The sequence below is a fragment of the Streptomyces sp. cg40 genome, assembly GCF_050320165.1.
In the GTDB taxonomy this organism is placed as follows: Bacteria; Actinomycetota; Actinomycetes; order Streptomycetales; family Streptomycetaceae; genus Streptomyces; species Streptomyces hokutonensis.
In genome coordinates, this window is the sequence record NZ_CP190128.1 from 8,398,134 (window position 1) to 8,424,017 (window position 25,884).

The window sequence follows — 25,884 nt, forward strand, 5'->3', positions numbered from 1 at the left end:
CGACAGCAGTCGCTCGCGCAGCGGCCGTGATCGAGGAAACGGCGCATCGTCAACAGCACACGTCCTCCTTCGTCTCGGCCTTCGGGCTGCGGGTGCTGGACTTTAACATTCGTTTTGAGACACCTGCTCGACTGTCTCGAACTGTGGTTCTTCGAGGTCATGTACGGTGTCCGACACCATCGGAACAGCAGGAGTGTCCCGTTATGCCCCAGGAATTGCGCGCGGTCGACTGGACCGGCGGCGGCCTCGCGCTCATCGACCAGACCCTGCTCCCGCACCGCCACGAGACGGTGACTGTCCACGATGTGGACACGCTCGTCGACGCGATCCAGCGCCTCGTCGTGCGCGGGGCGCCCGCGATCGGGGCGGCCGGCGCGTACGGGGTCGCGCTCGCGATCATCGAGGGCGAGCGGGAGGGCTGGACCGAGGCCGAGGTGCGTGCCGCCGTCGCCCGCGTCCGTGAGGCCCGGCCCACCGCGGTCAACCTCATGGCGGGCGTGGACCGGGTCATGACGCGCTTCGCCGAGGGCCTCGACGCGGTCCTCGAAGAAGCCGTCGCAGTGCAGCGCGAGGACGTCGCGGCCAACCGCGCGATGGGCGTGTTCGGCGCGGACTGGCTGGTCCGACGGGTGCGCGTGGAACGGCCGTTGAGGCTCCTGACGCACTGCAACACCGGCGCGCTGGCGACCGCCGGGTGGGGCACCGCGCTCGGTGTCGTCCGCGAACTGCACGCGCGTGGGCTGGTGGAGGTCGTCTACGCCGACGAGACGCGCCCCCTCCTCCAGGGATCACGCCTGACCGCCTGGGAGTTGGTGCAGGAAGGCATCCCGCACTACGTCCAGGCCGACGGCGCGGCCGCCGGCACCATCCTGCGCGGCGAGGTCGACGCGGCCATCGTCGGCGCCGACCGCATCGCGGCCAACGGCGACACCGCGAACAAGGTCGGCACGGTCGGCGTCGCTCTCGCCTGCGCGGACGCCGGCATCCCGTTCCTGGTCGCGGCCCCGACGACCACGGTCGATCTGGCCACCAAGACCGGCGACGAGATCCACATCGAACTCCGTGGCGAGGCCGAGGTGTTGGAGTGGGCGGGGGTCCGGACGGCTCCCGCCGAGTCGCGCGGCCACAACCCCGCCTTCGACGTGACCCCGGGCCGCCTGGTCACCGGACTGGTCACGGAGCGGGGCGTGTTGGAGGTGTCGGCCGGCGAACTCCCCGGAGACCGGCTGAACCTGGGACGGTCCGTGAGTGTCCAGGAGCTCCGCTGAGCCCCTGGGCCTGCGGCCAGGAGTTATTTCCTCGTCCCGTCCGGCCGGTTCTGTCATTCTGCGTGCCATGTCCGCACGCAATCGAAGACTGCCCCGGCACCGTGCCTGGCCGCTGACCACCACCGACATCGGCGAGTGTCTCGGCCCCTTCATGACCCGAGTCACGGACCTGCGGTTCCTCACCGGACAGGACGGCGGGACCATCGTGCTGGGCGCGGAGTGGATTGCTCCGGTCACCCGCAATTACGGCCGCGGCATGCACCCGGACATGGTCGGCTTCCGGATAGACGTCCACCCGGTCGATGCCGCCGAACGTGCCGCCACCCGCGCCGTTCTCCGGGCGCACGCCCTCCCGCAACTGCACGAATGGGTCACGCGGGCGATCGACGCCGACGAGACCTGGCGACTGACCCCGCATCAGCACTACTGGCGGCTCACCGACGGCCACCTCACCCACCGCGACGAAGCGTGAACCCGGTCCGGACGACAGGGCGCCCGGCCCTCAGCCCGTGAGGGCGGTGAGCCAGTCGGTCAGTAGACGGTTGACCTCCTCGGGGCGTTCCTGCTGGATCCAGTGGCCGCAGCCGTCCAGCAGGTGGGACGCGGTCAGGCCGGGGAGGGTGGTCGGGAAGGCGGCGATCGCGTCGGACATCCAGGTGGTGGAGGCGTCCGAGGTACCGCCGATGAACAGGGACGGCTGCTTGATCGGGGCCCCGCGATGGGGAGCGAGATCCTCCCAGTCGCGGTCCATGCAGCGGTAGCGGTTGAGGGCGCCGGTCAGGCCGGTGCGCTCGAACTCCCCGGCGTAGACATCGAGTTCGTCCTCGGTCAACCAGGCCGGGAGAGCGCCGACGGGAAAGCGGTCGCGCAACAGGCCGCCACGGGCGACGAAGTGCGGGTCGGGCTCGCCCGGGGCGGGCATGGTGTCGGCGGACAGGGCCGCGTAGAAACCGGCGAGCCAGCCCCGTACATCCGGTTCGATCTCCGCCTCGGCGCGGCCCGGCTCCTGGAAGTAGGAGACGTAGAACTCCTGCTCGGGGCCGCCGATCCGGCCGAAGACCTCGGTGGGGCGGGGTCCTCCCGGCGGTGCGTACGGGACGCTCAGCAGGCCGACCGCGCGGAACACCCCGGGGTGGAGCAGGGCGGAGGCGGCGGCGATGTTGGAGCCCCAGTCGTGGCCGACCACCACCGCGTCCTCCTCGCCGAGGGCACGTACGACGGCGACGTTGTCCTCCACCAGGTCGAGCATCCGGTACGCGCCGGTCGCCGCGGGCCTGGAGGAGCGGCCGTAGCCGCGCACGTCGATCGCCACCGCCCGGTAGCCGGCCGCGGCGAGGGCCGGGAGCTGTCGGCGCCAGGAGTACCAGGACTCGGGGAAGCCGTGCACGAGCAGGACCAGCGGGCCGGTGCCCTGCTCGACCAGGTGCAGACGCCCGGCCGGGCCCTCGACGGTGCGGTGGCGGAGTGCGGCGGGCGGCTCGGACTGCATGGGGCTTCTCCTCGGTTCGCCGGTGGTCGCGGGTACCCATCGATCATGCGGTGCGGCGACCGCCCGACGCGAAGAGCGTTGCCAATCTGGCAAACTCGCAGGACAGGGCGGTGCGGAACCGTGTTCGGGAGGTGCAGGGGCGGTGGCGGGCGACGGCTTGGCCGAGACACTCGCGGCGATGGGCCCCCGGCTGCGGGCCGCACGCGAGCGACGCGGCGCCACACTCACCGGCGTCGGCCGCGCGACCGGCATCTCGCCGAGCACGCTGTCACGGATCGAGACCGGCCGCCGCAAGCCCACCCTGGAGGTGCTGCTGCGACTGGCGAAGGAGTACGGCGTCTCCCTGGACGAGCTGGCCGGCACCGCCCCCGCGGCCGAGCGCCGCACCCCGGTGCCACTGAGCTTCGGCGACGACAAGGCGGTCCTGCCGCTGACCCGCTACGTCGGCGGACTGCACGCCCACAAGCACGTCCTGCCCGCCGTCGGGGAACCGCCGACGCGCCCGCGGCAGGTCTCGCACGACGGCTACGAGTGGCTGTGCGTCCTGTACGGGCGGCTGTGGCTCGCGCTCGGCGACCAGGACCTCGTCCTGACCGCCGGGGACGTGGCCGAGTTCGACACCCGCACCCCGCACGGGGTCGCGAACGCCGGCTCCGGCGGGCCGGTCGAGTACCTGATCATGTTCGGGCCGCAGGGAGAGCGCCTGCGACCGCGCACGTCCCCGGCGTCGGTCAGCGCTGGGTGAGCTCCAACTCCAGCAGCCATTCCACGACTTCGGTGTGATGCCGCGCTTGACGCGGGTCGGCACCCCACACATAGAGCCCGTGCCCGGCGACGACAACGGCCGGCATCCGAGGATCCCGGGCCGCCTCCAGGCGGTCGCCCAGCACCTTCATGTCCTGGCTGTTGGCGATGACCGGCAGCGTCACCTCGACGTCGTGCGCGGGCTGTCCGACACCCTTGAGCATCTCGACGTCCTTGAACACGATCCCGCCCGGCTCACGCCGCCCCATCGCGACGGACGCCACGGTGTGCACGTGGACCACCGCACCCGCACCGGTCAACGCGGCGACACGGGCGTGGAGTTCGGCCTCGGCTGACGGCTTGCCGCCGCGCACGGCGGCACCGTTCCCGTCCACCAACACCACGTCGGCGGGCGTCAGTTCACCCTTGTCGTGCCCGCTGGCCGTCACCGCCAGCCGCAGCGGATCCCGGGACAGCACCACGGACAGGTTCCCGGAGGTCCCCCGCATCCAGCCGAACGAGGCGAACCGGGCGGACTCGGCGGCGAGTTGGGCCCCCGCCTGCTCAAGGTCGAGTGCGGTGGGCTCGGTGGTCACGTGGTGCTCCTTGAACTGGTGATGCCGATCTCGTCGAACGCCCCCGCCGATGCGTGGTCGCCGACGCCTTGCTCGAAGTACGGCTCTCCCGGCCGCCGTACGCCCACCGCGTGCCAGCCCGCGGCCACGGCCGCGTCCAGCTCGCCGGGCCGGTCGGAGAGGAAGAGCAGCCGGGACGGCTCGGTGCCGGTCGCCGCCGCGATACGGCGGTACGACTCCGGCTCCTGCTTGGGACCGGCGTTCTCCGTGTCGTAGAGACCGGAGACGAGGGGGAGGAGGTCGCCCTCCGGGCTCGATGTGAACCACGCGCGCTGCGCGGCCACCGAGCCGGACGAGTAGACGTACAGCCGCAGGCCCGCCGAGTGCCAGACGCGCAGGGCCGGTACGACGTCGTCGTAGAAGTGCGAGACGAGGTCGCCGCGGGCGAAGCCCTCGGACCAGATGATGCCCTGGAGGGTCTTCAGGGGCGTGGCCTTGCGGTCCTCGTCGAGCCAGGTGCCCAGGGTCTTCTCGATCTGTACGGCGTCGGCGTCCGGGTCGCCGGTCAGCTCGCGCACCTGCGCGACCGCCCTGGCCACCTCGGGATTGTCGCCGCCCTCGGTGAGCAGCGCGGCGAAGCGCGAGCGCGAGTACGGGTAGAGGACGTCGACGACGAAACCCGTGGCGCTGGTGGTGCCCTCGATGTCGAGCACCACGGCGTCCACGTCGTACCGCAAACTCACGCGGCGGCCTTGTCCTGCTGGTAGCCCGCGTCGATCGTGTCGTAGTCCGGGAAGCGCGAGGCGATGGTCGAGCCGGTGAAGTTGCCGACCCAGCCGTCCTCCTCGTGGAAGAAGCGGATCGCGGTGAAGGCGGGCTCGGTGCCCATGTCGAACCAGTGGGTGGTGCCGCGCGGCACGCCCAGCAGGTCGCCCTTCTCGCAGTAGACGGCGTGCACTTCGCCGTTCACGTGCAGATAGAAGATGCCGGAGCCGGAGACGAAGAAGCGGACCTCGTCATCGTCGTCGTGCGTGTGCTCCTGGAGGAACTTCGCGCGGGCGCCGGCCGCCTTCGCCGGGTACTCCGGGTCGTCGCTGGGGTGCAGACCGAGGACGTCGACGGTGGTGAAGCCCTCCTCGGCGTTCAGCTTGTCGATCTCCGGGCCGTAGGCGGCGAAGACGGTGTCGCTGTCGGCGTCGGCCGGGACGTCCTCGCGGATCGGCCACTGCTCGTAGCGCACACCGAGAGGCGCGAGCGCGGCGGCGATCTCGACGGGGTCGGCGGTACGGCGCACGAGGTTCTCGGGACCGGACTCGGGCCAGGTGGTGAGCAGGGTCATGGGAACAACTCCGAAAAAGTGGGCGTGATGTCCGGATACCGAGACGGACACCGGACCGGTGGGGGGCGGAAAGCGGCTGCGGGGCGGCCCGTTGTACTGCGTCGGGACCGGTTATGTGATGGTAACCGCCGCCGGTGAACAGGCCTGATGTGACGTAGTCGTTGTCTCACCAGCTGAGAAACCGCTTCCACCCCTTTGACCAATGGCTGGAATCATTCTCATGATCTCCCTATGAAGACGCTGCTGCTCGTGCGGCGGCTGTACGTGGACTTGCTCCGGTCGACCACAGCCAGCTGTCGCTGACCACATCCGGAGCCCCGCGAGCCTTTCGTGCCGCGGTCCACCACCCGTTCCGCGGTGGCTGATTCCCTTTCCCACGCTCCGGGACACGCACGCCCGTCCTTCACCCCTTCTGCACCACCTTGCACCTGGAGCCCCTCATGTCCCGCACCCGTGTCCCCCTCGCCGCGCTCTCGCTGGCCTCCGCCTCGGCCCTCCTCCTCGCGGGCTGCTCCCAGTCCACCGACGCGTCGAAGAGCACCGCCGACACCGCCGCCTCGGCCTCGGCCGCCACGGGCAAGAAGCCGACCCCCTTCAACAAGGGCACGGTCAAGATCGCGCTCGTACGGCAGAGCGGCGCCGGCGACTACTTCGAGCAGTGGGGCAACGGCGCCAAGGCGCAGGCCAAGGCGCTCGGCGTCGACCTGACCGTGTACGACGCCCAGGCCGACAACGCCAAGCAGGCCACCGACCTGTCCTCGGCCATCAACTCCGGCGCGCAGGCGATCATCGTCGACCACGGCTTCCCGTCCACGATCCAGCCCGAGATCGACCAGGCGGTGAAGAAGGGCATCAAGGTCGTCGTCTACGACGTCGACCAGACCAACAAGTCCGTGATCAGCACCGAGCAGGACGACGCCAGCATGGCGCAGGCAGTCCTCGACGTGATGGCCCAGACGGTCGGCAAGAACGCCAAGGTCGGCTACGTCAACGTGGCTGGCTACGCGGCCCTCGACAAGCGCAACACCGTCTGGGCGAAGGAGGTCGCGGCCCAGGGCTGGAAGCAGCAGTTCAAGGTCGGCAAGGTCACCGACTCCACGGCCACCGACAACGTTCCCCTGGTCTCCGCCGCGCTCACCCAGCACTCCGACGTGGTGGGCGTGTTCGCCCCCTACGACGAGCTGGCCAAGGGCACCGTCCTCGCCGTCCAGAACAAGAAGCTCCAGAGCAAGGTGAAGGTCTTCGGCGCAGACGTCTCCAACGCCGACATCCAGAACATGACCGCGGCGAACAGCCCGTGGGTCGCCACCGCCGGCACCGACCCGTCCGCCGTCGGCGCGGCCGTGGTCCGCACGGCGGCACTGGAGTTGGCCGGTCAGCTGAACAAGACCTCCGTCGACTTCCCGGCCGTCGCCATCACCCAGGACTTCCTGCGCAAGAACAAGATCGAGAACATGGACCAGCTGCGCGCGGCCCTGCCCGCCCTGAACCTCTCCAAGGTGAGCACCGCCGACTGGATCCCCAATGTCGCCCACTGACACGGCCGTCGACGCCGCGGGCGCCGGTGTGGCGGTCGGTCTCCGCGACGTCAGCATGGCCTTCGGCGGCAAGACGGTACTGGCCTCCGTATCGCTCGACATCGCACCGGGCAGCGTGGTCGCGCTGCTCGGCGCGAACGGCGCCGGAAAGTCCACGCTGATCAAGATCCTGTCGGGCGTGCACACCGACCACGGCGGAGAGGTGCGGGTCGCCGGGGAACCCGCAGCTCTCCAATCTCCGTCCGCCGCCCGGCAGTTGGGCATCCAGACGGTCCACCAGCGGATCGGCGAGGGCATCGTGCCCGGCCTCTCCGTCGCCGAGAACCTGGTCTTCGAGGAGCTGGCCCAGCGCCGCGGCAACCCGTTCCTCAACGGCCGCCGCGTGCTGGCCCGCGCCCGCGAGATCCAGGCCGCGCTGGAACTCGACTGGAGCGACGCCGTGTTGCGCCGCGACGTCACCGAACTCGGCATCTCCGACCGCCAGTTGCTCATCCTGGCCCGCGCGCTGGCCACCCGCCCCCGGCTGCTGATCCTCGACGAACCGACCTCCGCCCTCTCCGCCGCCGAGGCGCAGCGGCTCTTCGCCCTCGTCGAGAAGATGCGCGACGACGGCATCGCGGTCCTCTACGTCTCCCACCGCCTCGGCGAGATCGACGCCCTCGCCGACCGCCTGGTCGTCCTGCGGGACGGCGGTCTCACCGACGACCAGGTCAAGCCCTTCGACTGGGACGGCGCCCTGCGCGCGATGCTCGCCCAGGCCCACGAGGTGACGACGGCCCGCCCGCAGCACTCCGGCGAGCACGGGGACGCCGTCCTCGCGCTGCACGGCGTCCGGCTCTTCGAGGGGCGGGCACCCCTGGACCTCGACCTCCGCGCCGGCGAAGTCACCGGTGTCGTAGGCCTGTTGGGGGCGGGCAAGACGGAACTCGCCCGCGGCCTCTTCGGCGCCGAGCCCTTCGCCACCGGCACGGTCACGCTGGACGGCAAGCCGTATGCGCCCCGCCGTCCGGCCGACGCGATCCGCGCCGGCGTCCACCTCGTGCCCGAGGACCGGCACGCCGACGCGCTCGTCCCCGGCTGGTCGGTGGCGCAGAACGTCTCGCTGCCGTTCCTCAAGTCCCTGTCCCGGGGCGGACTCGTGAACACGGGCAAGGAGGACGCCCTCGGCCGCGAGACCATCGGCGCCCTCGGGGTCGTCGCCCGCGACGAGCACAGCACGGTGGAGGAACTCTCCGGCGGCAACCAGCAGAAGGTCGTCGTCGGCCGCTGGCTCGCGCACACCCCGCGTGTCCTCATCCTGGACGAGCCGTTCCGAGGCGTGGACATCGGCGCGCGGCGCGACATCGGCGGCCGGGCGCGTGCGCTGGCCGCGGAGGGTGCGGCCGTACTCGTACTGTCGGCCGACGTCGACGAGGTGCTCGAGATCGCCGACCGGGTCGTAGTGCTGGCGGCCGGCGAGGTCCACCTCGACGCCTACGGCGAAGACGCGGAACGCGACCGCGTGATCCAGACCATCTCGGCGTCCGTGTGATGCCGGCCGACCAGTCCGGCGTCCGCGTGATGCCCGCCCCGCACGAAGCCACGGCAGGAAGTACGCCATGACCACCACCCAGAGCCCCGAGGCCGCACCGAAGACGACGGGGGCGCCCGCCGTCTCCACCGCCGTGCTCGTGCAGAACGCCGTCATCAAGTACGGCTTCATCTTCGTCACGGTCGCGCTGTTCCTGTACTTCGCGCTGACCGAGGGCTCCTTCCGGGAGTCGGCGACCCTCCTCGACACCCTCCGGTACGTCTCCGTCGCCGCGATCCTCGGCCTCGGCGTCACCCTCACCATGGCCGTCGGCGGAATGGACATGTCCGTCGGCGCGGTCGCCGGACTCGGTGTCACCGTCGCCGCGAAGACGATGGTGACGTACAACCAGGTCGGCACGGTCGCGATCCTCGCCGTCATCGCGGCGGGCGCGCTCGCCGGACTCCTCAACGCCCTCCTCATCGTCGTGATGAAGATCCCGGACATGCTGGCCACCCTCGGCACCATGTTCGTCATCCAGGGCACCAAACTCATCCTGGTCGACGGCCAGTCGATCTCCGCCGGGATGACCCAGTCGGACGGCACCACCGCCCCCGGCAAGTTCACCGCCGGCTTCCTCCGCATCGACCGCGGCACGCTGTTCGGCATCCCCATCTCGGTGGTGATCTTCGGCGCGCTGACGGTGATCGCCTGGGTGTTCCTCGCCCGCACCCGCTGGGGCCGCGTCCTGTACGCCATCGGCGCCAACCCGGAGGCCTCCCGCCTGGCGGGCATCCGCGTCGGCGCGTACCGGGCCCTCGCCTACGTCCTCTCCGGCGTCCTCGCCTCCATCGGCGGCCTCATCCTGGCGTCGCGCATCGGACAGGGTGATGTGAGCGCGGGCACGTCGCAGCTGCTGGAGGCGGTGGCGGTCGCGCTCGTCGGCACGTCGGTCCTCGGCCGGGGCCGCCCGAACGTCTGGGGCACGGCGCTGGGCGCGGTCCTGATCGGCATCATCACCACCGGCCTGACCATCAAGGGTCTGCCCTACTACACCCAGGACGTCGTCGAGGGCGCGGTCCTCATCCTCGCCCTGGTCTTCAGCTTCACCCTGTCCAAGCGCCGCACCGCATAAGGAAGTTCGAGGAGTTCGTACGATGGGCTACCGCATCCTGGAGACCGACGACATCCCGGCGTACCTGCACGAGCGCGGCCACTGGGCGGACGTGACCGACATCCACGTCCGCGAGGTGTCGGACGGCAACATGAACCGGGTGTTCCTCGCCTCGAACGCCGACGGCAGCCACAGCCTCGCCGTCAAGCAGGCGCTGCCCTGGGTACGGGTCGCCGGCCCCTCCTGGCCGATGAGCCCCGAGCGCGCCGACGCGGAGGCACGCGCGTACGAGCAGGTGGCGCGGGTCGCCCCCGACAAGATCCCGGCGATCCACGGCTACGACGCCGACAACTACGCCCTCGTCATGGAGGACATGTCCGACCTGGAGGTCCTGCGCACGGTCCTCAACGAGGGGGCGTCCTACGGCCCGGACACCTCGGCGCGGATCGGTGAGTTCGTCGCCCAACTCGCCTTCGCGACCAGCGACTTCGGGATGGAGTCCGCCGACCGCAAGGCGCTGGTCGCGGCCTCGGTGAGCCCGGAGCTGTGCAAGATCACGGAAGACGTGGTGCTGTCCGAGCCGTACATCGAGCACGAACACAACCACTGGCTCCCGGAGTTGACGGACCTGGCGGCCGAGTTCCGTGCGGATGCCCGCCTGCGCACGGAGGTCGCGGACCTCCGGTACACGTTCATGACCAGTGCGCAGGCCCTGCTCCACGGCGACCTGCACACCGGCAGCGTGATGGTCGGCGAGCGCGAAGGCGCCCCGGTGGTACGGGTCTTCGACCCCGAGTTCTCCTTCGTCGGCCCGGTCGGCTACGACCTCGGGCTGTACTGGGCCAACGTGCTGGTGTCGGAGGAACGGGCGCGTGCGCTGGGCACGTCGACCGACCACGGCGACCAACTCCGCCTCTCCTGGGAGGCGTTCGAGACCGAGTTCCGCCGCCTGTGGCCGACCCGCGTCGACACCTTCTTCGACGACGCCTACCTGGACCGCTTCCTCTTCCGCGTCTGGACCGACTCCGTCGGCTACGCCGGCACGGAGATCGTCCGCCGCATCATCGGCTTCGCCCACCTGACCGACCTGACGACCCTGCCGGATCCGGTGCCGGCGTCCCGGCGGGCGTTGTTGTTGGGGCGCGAACTCATCGTGCGGCGCGCGGAGTTGACGTCACCGGAGGCGGTCCGGGCGCTGGTCTGAGTCCGGGTGGGAACCCGAGGACTCGCCTGCCTGCACCGAGCGGTCCTCGCACTCGCGCGGTCGTGACGGCCCGTCCTCCTGGCGAGGGGCGACCACCGGGGGCGTGTCGAGGCCCGCCAGGTGCGACTGAAGCCGCTGGTGCCGGAACTCGAACCCCGCGCCGGACTGCCGTAGAACACCGCGGCGGTGGGCGTCCTCCAGGAACGTCATCAGGCGCCACGGCATTCGGCCCGTCGCCGCGAGCCAGGTTCGGGCGACGGTGAAGCGGCCCCAGGCGCTCAGCGCGAGGGCCGCCGAGCCCAGTGGCAGCCACAGTTGGGTGCCGATGTGGACGAGGCCGCCCCAGTCGCCCGGCAGCGTTACCACCGGTACGCAGACGGCGGCGATCAGCAGCGCTACCAGGCCGCCGCGGGTGAAGGACGCCGTACGGTCCGTACGCAGGGACGAACCGGGGCCGGCCGCGCGCATGACGTCCGACGGGACGCTCAGCGCGCGGTAGACGCCGCACACACAGCCGCCCACGATCCCGACCAGCACCCCGCCCGCCATCAGCGGCGGCAGACAGCGCCGGAGCACGCCCGACGGCGGGCCCGCGGTGAGCCAGCCACGGGACGCCTCCGGCAGCACGGACCGCAGGTTCGCGGCGTACGCCGTGATAGGCGGAGCCGTGTCGTCCGTGAGGTCGAGGCGGGCCACCACCGCGCCGTCGTGCGACTCGAAGACCGTGCGCCGCGCGGTGAACGGGACGCAGCGGCGGTCGGCGAGGAGCGGGATCTCGCAGTCCGGGGGCCGAGTGCCTTCGGGGTAGGCGATCGGCCGGGCCCCGTTGCCGGGCAGGAGCAGTGTGCCGCGCAGGTGGTGCCGGGTGGTCGCGGTCCGGATGCCGGGGCGTTCCGTGAAACTCCAGCCGTCGATCGTCCGGCCCGAAAGGTCGTTCGTGGAACCGGACTTGAGCAGGGTCACCCCGGCTGCCGTGAACCCCGCGACCGTGCAAGCCGTGACCCCGATGAGCAGTGCGGCGGCAGTGCCCCGGACCGCGCCCGCGGCGAAGCGCCGGGCGATGCGGCCGGACCGGGTCGCGTGCGCGAGGTCCTGTCCGGCCCGGCGGCCACCGCTCATCAGCAGGGCCGCGCCCGCTCCCGCGCAGGTGATGCCGACCAGCCCGGTCCAGGGGTTGCCGGACCGGCCGGTCACCACCGCGCACGCCAGGCCGAGCCCGCTCAGCAGCAGGACGGCCCCGCAGACCCGGGCCACCGCGCGGCCCGCGCTGCCGCTCCAGGGCAGCGAGAGCGGCACGGGATGGCGGGACAGCCCGGCGATGCCGAAGAACAGGGTGAACAGGAGGGAGAACAGGCAGCCGCCCAGCAGATCGGGTACCCAGCCGTCCGTCACCGCGCCGAAGCGGAATCCGAACCGCAGGTCGTCGGCGTAGGCGAAGCCCGCCCACAGCAGCGCGCTCACCCCGGCGGTGATCAGCGTTTGACGCAGGAGAGCGCGGCGGCCCGGCGGGGTGTCCCCGGACGGGAGCAGGAACGCCTCCCCGAACGCGAAGCCCGCGGTCTGCCCGGCGAGGGTGGCGAGCACGGACGCGAGATCCTCCACGCCCGCCAGTTCGTTCGCCGCGCGCGCCACCGTGATCGGCAGTACCACCAGCGACAGCAGGGCCAGCGACAGCAGGCCCGGGGCCAGGACGGAGACGGCCCTCGGCAGCAACGACTCCAGCTCCCACCACGCCAGCCGCCCGGTGCCGCGCCGCTCCAACGCCCGTGCCAGCAGCGTGAGTCGGCGCACCGCGGCCGAGGTCGTGGCGGGCCCGGAGTCCGCGAACGCGGCGGGCACGAACGCCCCGAGCAGATGCTCCTCCACGGCCTCGACGGTCGGGAAACGGTCCGGGTCCAGGAGTTCGGACGGGTCGCGGGAGGTGTCGCCGTAGACCGCGCGGGCCAGCGCCACCATCAGGGGAGTGGTGAGCGCCCGGGCCGCAGGGCCGTCCGGACGGGCCGTGAGTTCCCGGAGCACGGGTGTCCACACGGTGCCCGGCTCACCCTCCCCGTGGCGTAACGGCCGTGCCGTGCGCTCCAGATGGGCCCCGGCCTGCGCGAGGCCGAGCGGGCGCAGCTCGACCACCTCGGCGGCGGTCAGCACATCGCCCTCGGTCACCGCCTTCGCCCAGGCCTCGGCCCGGCTGGTGAGCAACAGCGGCAGGCTGTCGTCGAGTTCGGCGTTGATGCGCCGTACGGCCTCTCCGTAGACGGGCCGGGGCAGTTCGTCGAAGCCGTCGAGGACCGGCAGCACGAGCCCCGAGTCGAGCAGGCCCCGGGCGAGGGTGTGCCGTCCGTCGGTCACGGCGGCCAGCGGGCGGTGCTCGGCGGCCAGCCGCTCGGCGAGCCAGTCGCGCAGCCCGGTCCGCCTCGGGTCCCAGCCCGCCAGCGGGAAGATCACCGGGACCGGACCGCCGGGCCGCCGCGCGGCCAGCCGCCCGAGCACGAACCGCATCGCCAGCACGCTCTTGCCCGACCCGGGACCGCCCAGCACCACCAGCCGCCGCCCGGGCAGCGCGGCGAACGACCCGGTGACGTCCTCGATCCGCTGCCCACGCGGCGCGGGCAGCGGCCGGCCCCGCCTGATGTTCTCCGGGTGATCGGCCAGCCACCGCTCCGCCGGAGCCCAGGCCACGTCCAGCGGGGCGGGGTCCTGCAACCGCCGGAGCCGGGCCTCGGCGGACCACTGCTCCCGTACGGCCTCGGCGAGCGCGTCGGCGGCCCGCCTGCGGTCCTCGTCGGCCGGGCGCGGGGACGGATCGGCGTCGCCGCGCAGCACGTCGGCGACGAGCGCCGCGACCGACACGAACGCGCCGATCGCCGACACCATCACCCCGGCCGTGGCCGCGTCGCTCCACCACAGCCGCAGCACCCCCGCCAGTGCCGCGAGCGCGCCCCCGCACACGGCGAACCCGAGCCGCCGCCGGACCCGCGCGCTGTGCCATCCACCTTGCATACGACCGCCGCTCCCCGGGCCGGACCCCATGGCCCGACCGCTGTGTCGGAAGCCAACTGTTCTAACGGCCGGGCGGGCCGAGATCCGCCGGTCGCCAACCCGTGTGAGGGAGCGCGCGGAATCACCGCAGGGGCGTGCGGAAGCGCGAATCCCCGGAGGGGCATGGGCCGTTGGCACGTGTGAGCAGCATGCACAGGACACGGCGGAGGGGCGGCTCCCGGTCGGGAACCGCCCCTCCGATGTCGTAGCGACTACTTCTTGTCGAGCAGATCCTGCACCTTCGCCCGCACCTCGTCCGTGGCAAGCCCACGGATTGTCAGGGTCGTGCGGCGGCGCAGGACGTCGTCCTGGGTCTCCGCCCACTCGTGGTCACGGGCGTAGACGACCTGCGCCCAGATCTCGGGGGCGTCCGGGTGGACGCGCTGGCCCAGCTCCGGGTTCTCGTTGGCGAGTCGGGCGATGTCGAAGGCCAGCGAACCGTAGTGGGTGGCCAGGTGCTTCGCCGTGTCGGCCGCCATGCGCGGGCCCGGCGCAGGGTTGTCGACCAGGAGGCGGTGGGCGACCGCGCGCGGGTTGGCGACACCCGGCAGCGGGAGCTTCTTCGGGAGGGAGGAGATCGGCTCGAAGTCCTCGCCCAGCGGGCGGCCGGGGAGGGCCTCCAGCTTCTGCATGACCGTACGGCCGATGTGCCGGAACGTCGTCCACTTGCCGCCCGCGACGGACAGCATGCCGCCCTTGCCCTCGGTCACCACGGTCTCGCGCTTGGCCTTGGCGGTGCTGCCGGGGCCGCCGGGCAGCACGCGCAGACCGGCGAAGGAGTAGGTGATCAGGTCACGGGAGAGCTGCTGGTCGCGGACCGAGAACGCGGCCTCGTCCAGGATCTGGGATATGTCCTGCTCGGTGACCGAGACGTCCGCCGGGTCGCCCTCGTACTCCTCGTCGGTCGTGCCGAGCAGCAGCATGTCCTCCCAGGGGAGGGCGAAGGTGATGCGGTACTTGTCGATGGGGGTGGCGAGAGCGGCCTTCCAGGGGGAGGTGCGCTTCAGGACCAGGTGCGCGCCCTTGGAGAGGCGGATGGAGGGCGCCGCGTTCGGGTCCTCCATCTTGCGCAGGTGGTCCACCCACGGGCCGGTCGCGTTGAGCACCAGGCGGGCGCTCACGCCGAACTCGTCGCCGGAGGTCGTGTCGCGCAGCTCCGCGCCGGTGACCCGGCCCTGGGTGAAGCGCAGGCCGGTGACCTCGGCGTGGTTGAGGACGACGGCGCCCGCCTCGACGGCCGCGCGGACCGTCATCAGCGCCATGCGGGCGTCGTTCATCTGGTCGTCGCCGTACACCGCGACGGCCTTGAGGTTCTGGGTGCGCAGCTCGGGCACGTCCTGCGCCGCCTTCGCGGGGGACAGAAGGTGGCCGACGCCGTCGCCGAACGCGGAGAGCGCGGAGTAGGCGAAGACGCCCGCCCCGAGCTTCGCCGCGCCGTGCGGACCGCCCTTGTAGACGGGGAGGTAGAACGTGAGCGGGTTCGCCAGGTGGGGGGCCACCTGGCGGGAGACCGCACGGCGTTCGAAGTGGTTCTCCGCCACCAGCTTCACCGCGCCGGTCTGCAGGTAGCGCAGACCGCCGTGGAGGAGCTTGGAGGAGGCGGAAGAGGTGGCACCGGCGAAGTCGCCGGCGTCGACCAGGGCCACCCGCAGCCCGGACTGCGCGGCGTGCCAGGCGGTGGAGATGCCCAGGATGCCGCCGCCGATGACGAGGAGGTCGTACGTCGCCTTGGAGAGCTGCTCCCGGGTCTCGGCCCGGCTCGGGTTCGAGCCGGAGGCCGGGTGCGTACCGAGGGCAGGCACGGACTGCAGGGTGGACTTAACGGTCATGTGGGGTTCTTACTCCTCGTCCTCGAGCCAGCCCATGGTCCGCTCGACGGCCTTGAGCCAGCTCTTGTACTCACGGTCGCGCTTCTCCGCGGCCATGTTGGGGGTCCACTCGGCGGCCCGGCGCCAGTTGGCGCGCAGGTCGTCGGTGCTGGTCCAGAAGCCGACGGCCAGACCGGCGGCGTAGGCGGCGCCGAGGCAGGTGGTCTCGGCGACCATCGGGCGCACCACGGGGGCGTCGACGAAGTCCGAGAGCGTCTGCATCAGCAGGTTGTTGGAGGTCATGCCGCCGTCGACCTTGAGCGCGGCGAGCTCGACGCCGGAGTCCTTCGTCATGGCGTCCGTGATCTCACGGGTCTGCCAGGCGGTGGCCTCCAGGACGGCACGCGCGAGGTGCGCCTTGGTGACGTACCGGGTGAGACCGGCGATCACACCGCGGGCGTCGGAGCGCCAGTACGGGGCGAACAGGCCGGAGAAGGCCGGCACGAAGTAGGCGCCGCCGTTGTCCTCGACCGAGAGCGCGAGCGTCTCGATCTCGGCGGCGGTGGAGATGAGGCCCATCTGGTCGCGCATCCACTGCACCAGCGAACCGGTGACGGCGATCGAGCCCTCCAGGGCGTAGACCGGCGCCTCGTCGCCGATCCGGTAGCCGACCGTGGTCAGCAGGCCCGAGTAGGAGTTGATGATCTTCTCGCCGGTGTTCATCAGCATGAAGGTGCCGGTGCCGTACGTGGACTTGGCCTCGCCCTCGGCGAAACAGGTCTGGCCGAACAGGGCCGCCTGCTGGTCGCCGAGCGCGGAGGCGACCGGGATGCCGCCGAGCAGCTCGCCGAGACGCCCGCCGGTGACCTCGCCGTAGACCTCGGCGGAGGAGCGGATCTCCGGGAGCATGTTCAGCGGGACGCCGATGGACTCGGCGATCTTGTCGTCCCACTCCAGCGTGTGCAGGTTCATCAGCATGGTGCGGGAGGCGTTGGTGACGTCGGTGTAGTGCTTGCCGCCGTTGACACCGCCCGTCAGGTTCCAGATGACCCAGGTGTCCATGGTGCCGAAGAGGATGTCGCCCGCCTCGGCGCGCTCGCGCAGGCCCTCGACGTTGTCGAGCAGCCAGCGGGCCTTGGGTCCGGCGAAGTACGACGCGAGCGGCAGACCGGTCTCGCGGCGGAAGCGGTCCTGGCCGACGTTGCGGCCGAGCTCCTTGCAGAGCGCGTCGGTGCGGGTGTCCTGCCAGACGATGGCGTTGTGGACGGGCTCACCGGTGTTCTTGTCCCACAGCAGCGTGGTCTCACGCTGGTTGGTGATGCCGATGGCCTTGATGTCGTCGCGGGTGATGCCGGCCTTCTCGATGGCGGAGGCGACGACCTCCTGGACGTTGGTCCAGATCTCGGTGGCGTTGTGCTCGACCCAGCCCGGCTTCGGGAAGATCTGCTCGTGCTCCTTCTGGTCGACGGAGACGATACGGCCGTCCCGGTCGAAGACGATGCAGCGGCTGGAGGTCGTGCCCTGGTCGATGGCCGCGATGAACGGTCCGGCGGTGTGGGCGTCGGTCACTGTGTGCTCCTGAGGGGTTCCGTGGTCATGAGGACTGGTTCTACGGCTGCTTCAGTGCTCGGAAGTGCTTGGAATTCTGCTTCTAAGCAAAAGCGACGTTGTAGAGGCCCGCAGCGATGGCGCCGCCGATCAGCGGACCGACCACCGGGATCCAGGCGTAGCTCCAGTCGGAACCGCCCTTGTTGGGCAGGGGCAGGAGCGCGTGCACGATGCGCGGGCCCAGGTCACGGGCCGGGTTGATCGCGTAGCCGGTCGGGCCGCCGAGCGACAGACCGATGGAGACGACCACGAAGGCCGTGATCAGGGCGCCCAGGGTGCCCAGGCCGTTGCCCTTGTCGTTCAGACCCTGCGTCAGGATGGCGAGGATCAGGACGACGGTGCCGATGATCTCCGTGGCGAGGTTCTGCACCACGTTCCGGACCTCGGGGCCGGTGGAGAAGATGCCCAGGACCGGGCCCGCGCCCTTCTCCTCGGCCTCGACGGCCTTGGCCGCCGGCTCGCCGACGATCTCCGTGTCGGTCAGGTGCGCCTGGAACTGGCCGTAGTAGGCCACCCAGACCAGGGTCGCGCCGATCATGGCGCCGAGCAGCTGCCCGGCCCAGTAGATCGGGACGTTGTCCCAGCCACCGTCCTTGATCGCGAGTGCGAGCGTCACGGCCGGGTTGAGGTGGGCACCGGAGAGCGGTGCCGAGATGTACACGGCCGTCATGACGGCGAAACCCCACCCGAAGGCGATGGCCAGCCAGCCGGCGTTACGGGCCTTGGAGGCCTTCAGCGTGACGGCGGCGCAGACGCCACCGCCGAGCAGGATGAGTACGGCGGTACCTATGGTCTCGCCGATGAAGATGTCGGAGCTGGACACCCGCGACTCCTTTGTCCTTCGTCCAGGGAAGCCGAACCCCGGGTCCCGCCGGGGGTTCGTGCGCCCTCGGGGGTGAGAGCGATGCCAGCCTTTGGCGTTGCCACACTCTAGCGCGTATTGCCGGTAGGTGTTCGACAATGCCGACCGATGGACGGGAGTCTTGCTCCGGGGTTACAGGCGCGTCAAGAGTGCTGTTATCGAAAACACGATCGTTATTGATCGCTGTGGGCTATCGATCCCGCGATCGCTGCGGACGGCGTTCAGCTGGACACCGTGTGTGGCGATTTGGCGTTTTGGCCGACTTTGTCGTTCAGGGTACGACTAAGACCGGAACATCCCCCAGGATGTTCCGGTCTTTTTGCTGTGAATCCGGCTGTGGATCCGCCGAGGTCAGAACCGCCCGGCGCCCAGGTCCCGCGACACCGCGCGGGCGCAGTCCCGTACCGCGGCGATCAGCTCGGGCCGCAGCGCGCCGTCCTCGTCCGGCCGGCACAGCCGCTCCACGGCGCCCGTGATCCCCACCGCGCCCACCGGCATGCGCCGCCGGTCGTGGATGGGTGCGGCGATGGACGCGACGCCCTCCCAGGTCTCCTCGACGTCCGCCGCGTACCCACGCGCGCGCGTGACGTCCAGGACCTGCTCGAAGGCGGCCAGCTCGGACACCGTGCGCTCGGTGAAGGGCTTGCGGTCGGCCTCCAGGACCTCGCTGTGCGCGACCGGATCGTAGGCCGACAGCACCTTGCCCAGGGCCGTGGAGTGCAGCGGCTGCATGGCGCCGATCTCCAGGACCTGCCGGCTGTCGTCGGGCCGGAAGACGTGGTGCACGATCAGGACGCCCTGCTGGTGCAGGACCCCCAGGTGCACGCTCTCGCCGCTGGAGCGGGCCAGGTCGTCCGTCCACACCAGGGCACGCGCGCGCAGCTCGTGGACGTCGAGGTACGTGGTGCCCAGGCGCAGCAGTTCCGCGCCCAGCTGGTAGCGCCCGGAGGCGTCGTCCTGCTCGACGAAGCCCTCCTGCTGGAGGGTGCGCAGGATGCCGTGGGCCGTGCCCTTGGCCAGGCCGAGCGACGAGGCGATGTCCGAGAGGCCGAGCCGTCGCTCGCCGCCCGCGAGCAGGCGCAGCATCGCGGCCGCCCGTTCGAGCGACTGGATGTTCCGTGCCATCGCCGTACTGCCTCCGTCCCGTTCGACCGCCGATGCGCGACGCTGCCGCCGCCGTTCGGCAATGTCGAACACTACCGGTCCATGCCGACCTCCCGCCAATGGTCGGTCGGCACCTGTTACGTCACTCGTCGCGAGAACCTAGACGGGGTTGATCCGCCCGTCACCCCGGTCCGCCCCATGGACGTTCCGACATCCTCCCGTCCGACCCCGTTACCCTGGCGGCGTGCACGCTCCCCGGGGTGTTCCGTGAGAGGTTCCCCGGGAAGCCGCGAAAGCCGACAGCCGTCGCACTCCAGGGAGCCCCTCCATGGCCTCGTCGCCACTGACCCCTTCTGCCGACAGCCGGACCCGTGTGTCCGAGCTCCGAGAGGCACTCGCCACCCGTGTGGTGGTCGCCGACGGAGCCATGGGCACCATGCTCCAGGCGCAGGAGCCCACTCTCGACGACTTCGAGAACCTCGAAGGCTGCAACGAGATCCTGAACATCACCCGCCCGGACATCGTCCGCTCGGTCCACGAGGCGTACTTCGGCGCGGGCGTCGACTGCGTCGAGACCAACACCTTCGGCGCCAACCACTCCGCGATGGCCGAGTACGACATCGCCGACCGCGTCTACGAACTCTCCGAGTCCGGCGCCCGCATCGCCCGCGAGACCGCCGACGACTTCGCCGCCCGCGACGGCCGCCGCCGCTGGGTCCTCGGCTCCGTCGGCCCCGGCACCAAGCTGCCCACCCTCGGCCACATCGGCTACGCCACCCTCCGGGACGGCTTCCAGGCGAACGCCGAGGGACTGCTCGCCGGTGGCGCCGACGCCCTGATCGTCGAGACCACCCAGGACCTCCTCCAGACCAAGTCGTCGATCCTGGGCGCCCGCCGCGCCATGGAGGCGACCGGAGTCGACGTGCCCCTGCTGGTCTCGATGGCCTTCGAGACCACCGGCACCATGCTGCTCGGCTCCGAGATCGGCGCCGCGCTCACCGCGCTGGAACCCCTCGGCATCGACATGATCGGCCTGAACTGCTCGACCGGCCCGGCCGAGATGAGCGAGCACCTGCGCTATCTGGCCCGCCACTCCCGCACCCCGCTGCTGTGCATGCCGAACGCGGGGCTGCCCATCCTCACCAAGGACGGCGCCCACTTCCCGCTCGACCCCGAGGGCCTGGCGGACGCCCAGGAGCACTTCGTCCAGGACTACGGCCTGAACCTCGTCGGCGGCTGCTGCGGCACCACCCCCGAGCACTTGCGTCAACTGGTCGAGCGGGTCCGAGAGTTGGAGCCCGTCGAGCGCCACCCCCAGCCCGAGCCCGGCGCCGCCTCGCTCTATCAGACGGTCCCGTTCCGCCAGGACACCGCCTACATGGCGATCGGCGAGCGCACCAACGCCAACGGCTCGAAGAAGTTCCGCGAGGCCATGCTGGAGGCCCGCTGGGACGACTGCGTGGAGATGGCCCGCGACCAGATCCGCGAAGGCGCCCACATGCTGGACCTCTGCGTGGACTACGTGGGCCGCGACGGCGTCGCCGACATGGAGGAGCTGGCCGGCCGCTTCGCCACCGCCTCCACCCTGCCGATCGTTCTCGACTCCACCGAAGTCGCGGTCATCCGGGCCGGGTTGGAGAAGCTCGGCGGCCGCGCGGTCATCAACTCCGTCAACTACGAGGACGGCGACGGCCCCGACTCCCGCTTCGCGAAGGTCACCAGGCTGGCGCAGGAGCACGGCGCCGCGCTCATCGCGCTGACCATCGACGAGGAGGGCCAGGCCCGCACCCCCGAGCACAAGGTCGCCATCGCCGAGCGGCTCATCGAGGACCTCACGACCAACTGGGGCATCCACGAGTCGGACATCCTCATCGACACCCTGACCTTCACCATCTGCACCGGCCAGGAGGAGTCCCGCGGCGACGGCATCGCCACCATCGAGGCCATCCGCCAACTCAAGAGCCGTCACCCGGACGTCCAGACCACGCTCGGCCTGTCCAACATCTCCTTCGGCCTCAACCCGGCCGCCCGCGTCCTGCTCAACTCCGTCTTCCTCGACGAGTGCGTCAAGGCCGGCCTCGACTCGGCGATCGTGCACGCCTCGAAGATCCTCCCGATCGCCCGCTTCACCGAGGAGGAGGTGAAGACCGCCCTCGACCTCGTCTACGACCGCCGCGCCGAGGGCTACGACCCCCTCCAGAAGCTGATGGCCCTCTTCGAGGGCGCCACCACCAAGTCCCGTACGGCGGGCCGCGCCGAGGAGCTTGCCGCCCTCCCGCTGGACGAGCGGCTCAAGCGCCGGATCATCGACGGCGAGAAGAACGGCCTGGAGGCCGACCTCGCCGAGGCCCTCCAGACCCGCCCCGCCCTGGACATCGTCAACGAGACGCTCCTGGACGGCATGAAGGTCGTCGGCGAGCTGTTCGGATCCGGGCAGATGCAGCTGCCGTTCGTGCTCCAGTCCGCCGAGGTCATGAAGACCGCGGTCGCCTATCTCGAACCGCACATGGAGAAGTCGGACGCCGAGGGCAAGGGCACCATCGTGCTCGCCACCGTGCGCGGCGACGTCCACGACATCGGCAAGAACCTCGTCGACATCATCCTGTCCAACAACGGCTACAACGTCGTCAACCTCGGCATCAAGCAGCCGGTCTCCGCGATCCTGGAAGCAGCCGAGGAGCACCGCGCCGACGTCATCGGCATGTCGGGCCTCCTGGTCAAGTCCACGGTGATCATGAAGGAGAACCTCCAGGAGCTCAACCAGCGCAAGATGGCCGCGGACTACCCGGTCATCCTGGGCGGCGCCGCCCTGACCCGTGCCTACGTCGAGCAGGACCTGCACGAGATCTACGAGGGCGAGGTCCGCTACGCCCGCGACGCGTTCGAGGGCCTGCGCCTCATGGACGCCCTCATCGGCGTCAAGCGGGGCGTGCCCGGCGCGAAGCTGCCCGAGCTCAAGCAGCGCAGGGTACGGGCGAGCGCCCCCGTCGAGGTCGAGGAGCGCCCCGAGGAAGGCCACGTCCGCTCCGACGTCGCCGTCGACAACCCGATCCCCACTCCGCCGTTCCGCGGCACCCGGGTCATCAAGGGCATCCAGCTCAAGGAGTACGCCTCCTGGCTGGACGAGGGCGCCCTCTTCAAGGGCCAGTGGGGCCTCAAGCAGGCCCGTACGGGCGAGGGACCGTCGTACGAGGAACTGGTGGAGACCGAGGGCCGCCCCCGGCTGCGCGGCCTCCTGGACCGGCTCCAGACCGACAACCTCCTCGAAGCCGCCGTCGTCTACGGCTACTTCCCCTGCGTGTCCAAGGACGACGACCTGATCATCCTGGACGACGAGGGCAACGAGCGGACCCGCTTCACCTTCCCGCGCCAGCGCCGCGGCCGCCGGCTCTGCCTGGCCGACTTCTTCCGGCCCGAGGAGTCCGGCGAGAAGGACGTCGTCGGCTTCCAGATCGTCACCGTCGGCAACCGCATCGGCGAGGAGACCGCCAAGCTCTTCGAATCCAACTCCTACCGCGACTACCTCGAACTGCACGGCCTGTCCGTCCAGTTGGCCGAGGCGCTCGCCGAGTACTGGCACGCGCGCGTGCGCTCCGAGCTGGGCTTCGCCGGCGAGGACCCCGCGGACGTCGAGGACATGTTCGCCCTCAAGTACCGGGGCGCCCGCTTCTCCCTCGGCTACGGCGCCTGCCCCGACCTGGAGGACCGCGCGAAGATCGCCGACCTGCTGGAGCCCGAGCGCATCGGCGTCCACCTGTCGGAGGAGTTCCAGCTGCACCCGGAGCAGTCGACGGACGCGATCGTCATCCACCACCCCGAGGCGAAGTACTTCAACGCACGTTGATCGGATAAGTCGTACACTGGTCGGTCCACCGCAGGCCGGTTGCCTCTCTGTGAAAAGGAGGCGACCGGCCTGATCGTCCCTCAAGGAGGTGCGCCAGGATGACCAGCACGGTTCCCGCGCTCGGAACCCGTACGGCCGAAGGCTCCGCGCTTCAGGCCGTACTCCTCGACATGGACGGCACCCTGGTGGACACCGAGGGCTTCTGGTGGGACGTCGAGGTCGAGGTGTTCGGCGCCCTCGGACACACTCTCGACGACTCCTGGCGCCATGTCGTGGTCGGCGGCCCCATGACCCGCAGCGCCGGCTTCCTGATCGAGGCCACCGGCGCCGACATCACCCTCGCCGAGCTGTCCGTCCTGCTCAACGCGGGCTTCGAGGACCGCATCGGGCGGGCCCTGCCGCTGATGCCGGGTGCCGCCAGACTCCTGGCCGAGCTCTCCGAGTACGAGATCCCCACGGCCCTGGTCTCCGCCTCGCACCGGCGCATCATCGACCGCGTCCTGACCGCGCTCGGCCCCCAGCACTTCGCGCTGACGGTCGCCGGGGACGAGGTGGCGCGCACCAAGCCGTACCCCGACCCGTATCTGTTCGCCGCCGCCCGCCTGGGCGTCGACCCGGCCCGCTGCGCGGTCGTGGAGGACACCGCGACCGGTGTCGCGGCGGCGGAGGCGGCGGGCTGTCTGGTGGTCGCCGTGCCGTCCGTGCAGCCCATCGCCCCGGCCGCCCGGCGCACCGTCGTGACCTCGCTGGAAGTCGTCGACCTGGCATTTCTGCGGGGACTGATGACCGACCGATGACGGAAATGCGTCAGCCGTTCACCGAGCGTGCAAAGTCCAATGGGAAAGGAATTCACGCTCGGTCGACCGGTCGAATTCGGTTGCTCTTCAACCGAGTTGAGGGTGTGAGGTTCCCCACGTGCACGGGAGTCGACATCCCGGCCGTCCTGTGCTGTTCACCCCATTTCTGAGGCCGATCACGCACCGTTGTGTCCCGATTGGTGAAACGCTGCACTAATCCTTCCGCCGACGGGTTTTCGGTCTGTCCACAGCCGGTTCCGCAGCGTGATGGGAACTCGACTACGGTGACCGCGAACCCCTGTGCGGGTCCGGACTAATCTCAACGCGAGAACATCGCCCTTGTCCCCGTGATTCGGTGTCACCACCCCATGCATGCCGGGTACACGGATTCGAACAGCTCTGGAGATACGCCCGCATGAACCGCAAGACTTTGGTGCTGCCGGCCGTCGTCGGCCTGCTCGCGCCGGTGCTCGCCGCCTGTGGCGGTTCCGGCAGCGGGAGTTCCGGCGACGGAGCGATAGTCGTCGGCACCACGGACCGGTTCGAGGCGACGAAGGACGCTCCGGCGCCGCTCGACCCCGCCTACGCCTACGACGTCGGCACCTGGAACATCCTGCGCCAGACCGTGCAGACCCTGATGATCCAGCCCAAGGGCGAGGGCGACCCGGTCCCCGAGGCCGCCGAGAAGTGCGGCTTCACCGACACCGGCAGCGAGCGCTACGCCTGCACCCTGCGCGATGGTCTGAAGTTCGCCAACGGCAGCAAGATCACCGCGGCCGATGTGAAGTACTCCATCGACCGCGCGATGCGCATCAAGGCCGACAGTGGTGTGTTCGCCCTGCTGTCGACCGTCGACACCGTCGAGACCCAGGGCGACCGCGAGGTCATCTTCCACCTGAAGACGGCCGACGCCACCTTCCCGTACAAGCTGTCCACCCCGGTCGCGGGCATCGTGAACCCCGACGACTACCAGAAGGACAAGCTGCGCGACGGCTTCGGCGTGGACGGCTCCGGCCCGTACACGCTCTCGGTCTCGCAGAAGGACGACGCGATCACCACGGCCACGTTCACCAAGAACCCCAATTACAAGGGGACTCTGCAGGTGAACAACAGCAAGGTCGAGATGCGCTCCTTCGACGACGCCACCTCCATGGGCACCGCGCTGAGCAAGGGCGACATCGACGTGATGACGCGCACCATGTCCCCGGAGCAGATCCAGAAGCTCGGCGACGACACGAACGGCGACATCGACCTCGTCGAGATGCCCGGTCTCGAGATCCGCTACCTGGCCTTCAACACCGACGCCGCGACCGTCAAGACGAAGGCCGTGCGCGAGGCGATGGCCCAGCTCATCGACCGCGGCGAACTCGTCTCCAAGGTCTACGGCACCGAGGCCGAGCCGCTCTACTCGATGGTCCCCGCGACCATCACCGGCCACTCGAACTCGTTCTTCAACAAGTACGGCAACCCGAGCGCCACCAAGGCCAAGTCCCTGCTGACCAAGGCCGGCATCACCACCCCGGTGAAGCTCACGCTGCACTACACGACCGACCACTACGGCCCGGCCACCAAGGACGAGTTCGAGCAGCTGCGGTCGCAGCTCAACAACAGCGGCCTGTTCGACGTCACCATCAAGGGCGAGCCCTGGTCGACGTTCGTCCCGGCCGAGCGCAAGGGCTCGTACGACGTCTGGGGCATGGGCTGGTTCCCCGACTTCCCCGACGCCGACAACTACCTCGCGCCGTTCCTCGACACGGACAACTTCCTCAAGCTGCCGTACAGCAACCCCGAGATCATCAAGACCCTGATCCCGGAGTCCCGCCAGGAGGCGGACCGGCTCGCCGCCGCCAAGAGCCTCACCACCATCCAGGACATCGTCGCCACGGACGTCCCGCTGATCCCGCTCTGGCAGGGCAAGCAGTACGTCGCCGCCCGCGACGACATCACGGGCACCGCGTACGTGCTCAACTCCTCCTCGACGCTCCAGCTGTGGGAGCTCGGCCGCGGAGTCTGACCGCCCGACAACCCAGTGAGCAGTTCCACC

19 protein-coding genes are annotated in these 25,884 nt (G+C 70.5%); 10 read left to right on the forward strand and 9 right to left on the reverse strand.

Going from position 1 to position 25,884, the window contains the following annotated elements:
- Positions 1 to 203 precede the first annotated feature (203 nt).
- Both mtnA and ACQHII_RS37920 read left to right on the forward strand, forming a co-directional pair.
- Entirely contained in the window at positions 204 to 1,268 is a 1,065-nt protein-coding gene (gene mtnA, locus ACQHII_RS37915; protein ID WP_427923498.1) for an S-methyl-5-thioribose-1-phosphate isomerase, read from the forward strand.
- Between the two features lie 67 nt (positions 1,269 to 1,335).
- Positions 1,336 to 1,740: a hypothetical protein gene (locus tag ACQHII_RS37920; protein WP_427923499.1), complete on the forward strand. Its 405-nt coding sequence runs from the start codon at positions 1,336 to 1,338 to the stop codon at positions 1,738 to 1,740.
- A gap of 30 nt (positions 1,741 to 1,770) precedes the next feature.
- Here ACQHII_RS37920 and ACQHII_RS37925 read toward each other — a convergent pair whose 3' ends face one another.
- Positions 1,771 to 2,757, reverse strand: a complete 987-nt coding sequence (locus ACQHII_RS37925; protein WP_427923500.1) for an alpha/beta fold hydrolase — start codon at positions 2,755 to 2,757, stop codon at positions 1,771 to 1,773.
- A 142-nt stretch (positions 2,758 to 2,899) separates the two neighbouring features.
- Here ACQHII_RS37925 and ACQHII_RS37930 point away from each other — a divergent pair, with 142 nt between their 5' ends.
- The gene (locus ACQHII_RS37930) at positions 2,900 to 3,502 is read left to right on the forward strand and encodes a helix-turn-helix domain-containing protein (protein ID WP_427923501.1); all 603 of its coding nucleotides are present in this window, start codon (positions 2,900 to 2,902) and stop codon (positions 3,500 to 3,502) included.
- Here the strand turns inward: ACQHII_RS37930 and mtnB are convergent.
- The 3 genes from mtnB to ACQHII_RS37945 are packed head-to-tail and all read right to left on the reverse strand — an operon-like array spanning position 3,489 to position 5,415.
- A complete protein-coding gene (gene mtnB / locus ACQHII_RS37935; protein WP_427923502.1) occupies positions 3,489 to 4,097 on the reverse strand; it encodes a methylthioribulose 1-phosphate dehydratase in 609 nt (202 codons plus the stop codon). The two genes, ACQHII_RS37930 and mtnB, sit on opposite strands and share 14 nt — an antisense overlap.
- Entirely contained in the window at positions 4,094 to 4,819 is a 726-nt protein-coding gene (mtnC, locus tag ACQHII_RS37940; RefSeq protein ID WP_427923503.1) for an acireductone synthase, read from the reverse strand. The genes mtnB and mtnC overlap by 4 nt, the downstream gene beginning before the upstream one ends.
- On the reverse strand, positions 4,816 to 5,415 hold the full coding sequence (locus tag ACQHII_RS37945; protein ID WP_427923504.1) for a 1,2-dihydroxy-3-keto-5-methylthiopentene dioxygenase: 600 nt from the start codon (positions 5,413 to 5,415) through the stop codon (positions 4,816 to 4,818). The genes mtnC and ACQHII_RS37945 overlap by 4 nt, the downstream gene beginning before the upstream one ends.
- Before the next feature lie 440 nt (positions 5,416 to 5,855).
- On the opposite strand from ACQHII_RS37945, the gene ACQHII_RS37950 reads away from it, so the two are divergent.
- The 4 genes from ACQHII_RS37950 to mtnK all read left to right on the forward strand — a co-directional run bounded on the left by ACQHII_RS37950 (position 5,856) and on the right by mtnK (position 10,781).
- Positions 5,856 to 6,953, forward strand: a complete 1,098-nt coding sequence (locus ACQHII_RS37950; RefSeq protein WP_427923505.1) for a substrate-binding domain-containing protein — start codon at positions 5,856 to 5,858, stop codon at positions 6,951 to 6,953.
- Positions 6,940 to 8,484 (forward strand): sugar ABC transporter ATP-binding protein, encoded by a 1,545-nt coding sequence (locus ACQHII_RS37955; RefSeq protein ID WP_427923506.1) that lies wholly within the window; start codon positions 6,940 to 6,942, stop codon positions 8,482 to 8,484. Before ACQHII_RS37950 ends, ACQHII_RS37955 begins: the two co-directional genes overlap by 14 nt.
- 67 nt (positions 8,485 to 8,551) lie before the next feature.
- Positions 8,552 to 9,598 carry an ABC transporter permease gene (locus tag ACQHII_RS37960; RefSeq protein ID WP_427923507.1) on the forward strand — a complete coding sequence of 349 codons (1,047 nt, stop codon included), beginning with the start codon at positions 8,552 to 8,554 and terminating at the stop codon, positions 9,596 to 9,598.
- A gap of 22 nt (positions 9,599 to 9,620) precedes the next feature.
- Positions 9,621 to 10,781, forward strand: a complete 1,161-nt coding sequence (gene mtnK, locus ACQHII_RS37965; protein WP_427923508.1) for an S-methyl-5-thioribose kinase — start codon at positions 9,621 to 9,623, stop codon at positions 10,779 to 10,781.
- Here mtnK and ACQHII_RS37970 read toward each other — a convergent pair.
- From ACQHII_RS37970 to ACQHII_RS37990, 5 genes are all read right to left on the reverse strand, one after another.
- Complete coding sequence (locus ACQHII_RS37970) at positions 10,752 to 13,778, reverse strand: NACHT domain-containing protein (RefSeq protein WP_427923509.1); 3,027 nt, start codon at positions 13,776 to 13,778, stop codon at positions 10,752 to 10,754. The genes mtnK and ACQHII_RS37970 overlap by 30 nt on opposite strands.
- 251 nt (positions 13,779 to 14,029) lie before the next feature.
- Complete coding sequence (locus ACQHII_RS37975; RefSeq protein ID WP_427923510.1) at positions 14,030 to 15,646, reverse strand: FAD-dependent oxidoreductase; 1,617 nt, start codon at positions 15,644 to 15,646, stop codon at positions 14,030 to 14,032.
- Between the two features lie 9 nt (positions 15,647 to 15,655).
- The gene (gene glpK / locus ACQHII_RS37980) at positions 15,656 to 17,194 is read right to left on the reverse strand and encodes a glycerol kinase GlpK (protein ID WP_427923511.1); all 1,539 of its coding nucleotides are present in this window, start codon (positions 17,192 to 17,194) and stop codon (positions 15,656 to 15,658) included.
- Positions 17,195 to 17,276: 82 nt separating this feature from the next.
- Positions 17,277 to 18,056 carry an MIP/aquaporin family protein gene (locus ACQHII_RS37985; RefSeq protein ID WP_427923512.1) on the reverse strand — a complete coding sequence of 260 codons (780 nt, stop codon included), beginning with the start codon at positions 18,054 to 18,056 and terminating at the stop codon, positions 17,277 to 17,279.
- 390 nt (positions 18,057 to 18,446) lie between these two features.
- The gene (locus tag ACQHII_RS37990) at positions 18,447 to 19,220 is read right to left on the reverse strand and encodes an IclR family transcriptional regulator (protein WP_427923513.1); all 774 of its coding nucleotides are present in this window, start codon (positions 19,218 to 19,220) and stop codon (positions 18,447 to 18,449) included.
- Between the two features lie 307 nt (positions 19,221 to 19,527).
- On the opposite strand from ACQHII_RS37990, the gene metH reads away from it, so the two are divergent.
- From metH to ACQHII_RS38005, 3 genes are all read left to right on the forward strand, one after another.
- On the forward strand, positions 19,528 to 23,043 hold the full coding sequence (metH, locus tag ACQHII_RS37995; protein ID WP_427923514.1) for a methionine synthase: 3,516 nt from the start codon (positions 19,528 to 19,530) through the stop codon (positions 23,041 to 23,043).
- Between the two features lie 98 nt (positions 23,044 to 23,141).
- Positions 23,142 to 23,840: an HAD family hydrolase gene (locus ACQHII_RS38000; protein WP_427923515.1), complete on the forward strand. Its 699-nt coding sequence runs from the start codon at positions 23,142 to 23,144 to the stop codon at positions 23,838 to 23,840.
- 415 nt (positions 23,841 to 24,255) lie between these two features.
- Complete coding sequence (locus tag ACQHII_RS38005; RefSeq protein WP_427923516.1) at positions 24,256 to 25,854, forward strand: ABC transporter substrate-binding protein; 1,599 nt, start codon at positions 24,256 to 24,258, stop codon at positions 25,852 to 25,854.
- Positions 25,855 to 25,884: the final 30 nt, after the last annotated feature.